2 protein-coding genes are annotated in these 3,771 nt (G+C 55.7%); both read left to right on the top strand.

Translation table 11 applies throughout. The features are described 5' to 3' along the window. The first annotated feature begins 321 nt into the window (after window positions 1–321). The gene (locus EP237_RS22665) at window positions 322–2,427 is read left to right on the top strand and encodes a PAS domain-containing sensor histidine kinase (protein WP_164744815.1); all 2,106 of its coding nucleotides are present in this window, start codon (window positions 322–324) and stop codon (window positions 2,425–2,427) included. A 521-nt stretch (window positions 2,428–2,948) separates the two neighbouring features. Further along, the coding region (locus EP237_RS22660; protein ID WP_127563086.1) for a VWA domain-containing protein at window positions 2,949–3,771 on the top strand (823 nt) is incomplete at its 3' end.

Below are 3,771 nucleotides of genomic sequence, written 5' to 3'. Positions count from 1 at the left end.
CCCGTTACCGAAGTCCAGAGCCTAGGTGTTTGAGAGGCGGCATACCTGTCACAGTGGCCGTAAAGTAAATCCGTCCAGGGAAAGGGGCACTGCGAACAGGACCCGATTTGCGCGTCTACTCTAAAGTATAAACGTTACTCTCTAAAGAAGGACTCTCTGGACTTCGGGACCGATAAAAACGACTTGTCGCCCACAAGCAATGCCCCGAATGAACAGGCCCTGAGAATGCTCATACTAATACTGTCTTGCGACCTCGAGCTGAAATTCGTGTCGCACGCGGAGGACTCCCCCGGGTTTCGGCCTCACACCGAGTCGATAGGTATGTCCATTGAGGCGTCAAAGGCACTCATAGAAGCAGATCCGGACCTGCCGCTTGATTGCTGGGAAGCGGCTAGTGGGGGGGCAACCCGGACTCGGGCTATAGGGGATCCTGAGGAAGACGGCTACTGGCGCAGAATTTCCGTTAGAGAGTCAGATGACGGGTGCCCAGAAGAACTGGTTGTCAGCTACGAGGCCGGGCACCTGGCGCCGAGTGCGGAGCTAGCAAAAGCCCGCCGCCGCCTTGTCAATGCACTTGAGGCCATTCCGGATCCTGTGGCCTATTTCAACTCCAGAGATCGCCTCGTCCTGTGCAACACGGCCTATTCCGAGCTGCATGCCGGGAAGAGCAGTGCGGGAACCGTGGTTTCAGGAATGCGCTTTGAGGAGATCCTGAAGCAGGGCCGCGAAAACGGTGCGCTGGAGATCTCCGATGAGGCTCAAGCTGAGTGGTTGAGCGTGCGCCTTAACAAGCGTCAAGACCCGGTCTTTGAAACAGAAACTCGAACACGCGACGGTCGCTGGTTTCGGGTGGTGGATCGGGTGACGGAAGTCGGGGACCGCGTTCACCTGCTTATCGACGTAACCAGCATGAAGAAATCGCAAAGCAGGCTTGAGGAGGTGGAGGCCGGCGCACGAGTCGGTATGTGGAGCTTTGACATGGACTCCGGGCAGGGTACATCCAACGGAAAACTTGCAGAAATCCTCGGTTACTTTCCAAGTGAACTGGCCAATGCCGACCTCACCACATGGCAGAGTTTGGCACATCCCGATGATTGGGTTTTTTTGGATGCTGGGTTCAACGAATGCATGTCAGGGGAAAGAGAACGCTGCGAGCTACAATTCCGAATGAAGCACAAAAAGGGTCGCTGGGTCTGGGTTATGGCGCGTGGTGGCGTCGCAGAACGAGATCCGAACGGAAAAGTGCGCCAGATGGCCGGCGTTCTGCTCGATATCAGCGTGCGCAAGAAGCTCGAAACTGAGTTGAAACTACGTGCGGCCGCGGTCGAGGCTTCTGCCGACGCGATAATGATCACGGACGCATCAGGGTCCATTGTCGATGCCAATCCAGCCCTCCTCCGTCTGTTTCGTGCCCAAGCCCCACAGGATGTTCTTGGGCACCCCTGGTATCGGCTTTATGCTCGGTCTGCCGCTGCCGACCTTGCGGCAGTAGCCTTCCCTGTGATCCGATCCGACCGACACTGGCAGGGAGATGCGCTTGCGAAGCGACTTGATGGCAGCCAGTTCGAACAATCGATCAGCATGACGGAGTTGCCGGACGGAAAAATAGTGCACGTAAGCCGGGATGTCTCTGCATTGAAGGAATTGGAGCGAGGTCGTCGGATCTTGCGTGAAGAGATCGAACTTGCACAGCGACAGGAGGTTATCAACCTTCTTGCCGCTGGCCTGACCCATGATTTTTCGAACCTGCTGGCGGTGATCTCGCACCTGACTGATCCTGACAGTGCAGTTGCATTCGAAAAGATCGATATCCGATCTGAAATACACCGCGCGTCTCGTCAGATGATTGATCTCCTGGAACCTCTACGCGGCTATGTGAAGGGGACCGCGGTTGAAAAGGACGCTGATCTGGTGGATGTCGTGCGAAATGCGGCGGAACTCACAGCGTTGGGCGCTCCACTGGGCCTATCCGTTGAAAGCGATCTTCCCGTTCACGCGTTGAAGGCGATGGTCGATCCACTTCGGCTCACACAGGTGCTCATGAACCTTGGTCTGAACGCCAGGGATGTGATCGGTCACGAAGAGGGCACGATCCGTTTTGCCCTCTCGCGGGACAGCGCGGCGCCGGCAGATCTTCCGCTGGAATTGGGTCAGGTTCCTGCTGCACCCTTCGCTCATATGATCGTCTCCGATACTGGATCGGGGATACCGAACGATATCAGACAACGAATCTGGGAACCCTATTTTACGACCAAGGGGGATCAGGGCACTGGCCTTGGACTCGCTTTGATCGCAGCAATCATCCGAGACGTTGGCGGTGGGATCGCTTTGGAGACCGGATTGGGGCATGGAACCACGTTTCATTTATTCTGGCCTCTCAATCACCCTGAAGCGGTTGCCGAGGTCGGTAAGGCGACTGTCTCTTGAGGACATGTGAGCTGCCCAAAGGTTGGTAGGGGCGTTTGCCGCCTGACTTCGACGCGAGGAGGCAGAGATGAAGCCAAGCAATTACGGCGATCGTTTCAACCGGGATGCGGTGCATCAGATTGCGTCGCGGGGCGATCCGGTTCGGAAGATTTCCTGAGGCTTGGGTCTTGGCACGCAGTCTCCGAAAACGTGGATGAAGCTGACCGACATCGCTGACATCAAGACCCACTGGGGTTTGTTGTAGCGTCGTGGCGTCATCAATCTGTTTTCGCGCGGCGTTGAGGGCTGTTCTGCACAATCACGGATGATCACGGATTTGGCCCTGCATGTCTGCCTGATGGCTGTCTGGTGACGAAAGGCCGTTAATGGGCTCCTGGTTCATGCCGACAATCACACGATTGGTACCCGTTCCCGGGTCCGCCTCCCCTCTAAAGATGTGATGAAAAATCTTTTGATATTTAGGGGTTTGGCCAGAATAGGTGATATTCACAAAAAAAAATGTTTTGGGGCAGGATCTAAACATGAAAACTGTGACTCGAGCTAAGGTGGCCCGTGCGTCGCGCCTGGTTTCTGTGGCGTTCCAAGCGGCATTGTTTATGTCCGTAGGGGCCGCTACCGCACAGGCGCAGGAGAGTTGCAGTGGGCGAGTTGAGCTCTGGTTCTTAAATGATGAGTCGACGAGTGTAACCGATGCTGAATTCAGCGATGCGCAGTCATTCATATCTTCTGTTGCATCGTCTTTCGCCTATGATGAATCCACTGGATTCAGGGGCGCGCTGATCGGTTGGGCACGATCGCCGACACTCGTTTCCGGTTTGACCGATCAGTTTACAACTGTCGCATCCGCATACTCTCGCGGAGGACGGGACGGCTACACCTATCCGGGCGCTGCCTTTGATTATGTAGCCGATGCTCTAACAGACTACGATGGCAGCGCCTACGCGTCGAGTTCTGGTGAGCCCGCAAGAGAGGGAGTTCCCTCCATTGTGGTGTTCTTGACCGACGCGGATGGTGTCGACAGCGCTATAGGGCGTATTCGCGATGACAGCCAGCTTCGAACATCCGCTTCTGCCGTTCGTGACGCGGGCCATGAAGTGGTTGTCATGCTGATCGCCGAGGCGGCGAACCGCTATACCTCGGGGAATGAGGATTATGAGGCCAATTTCTATTCATTAATGAACGAAGTGGCAGGGTCAGCGGACAACGTCGTTGTTGGGGATACTTACGGAAACATTGCTGAACCGGCACAGGGCTACATTTCTAATCTTTCATCAAGGATTTGCAGTGTCGCCGAGCAGTTAGCTCCCGCCTCGCCGGAGCTGACGGTGACGAAGTCTGTGAGTT

Source organism: Nioella ostreopsis (assembly GCF_004000255.1).
GTDB lineage: Bacteria > Pseudomonadota > Alphaproteobacteria > Rhodobacterales > Rhodobacteraceae > Nioella > Nioella ostreopsis.
Note: the sequence above shows the minus strand (reverse complement) of the source record. Positions and strands in the feature narration are given on the sequence as shown.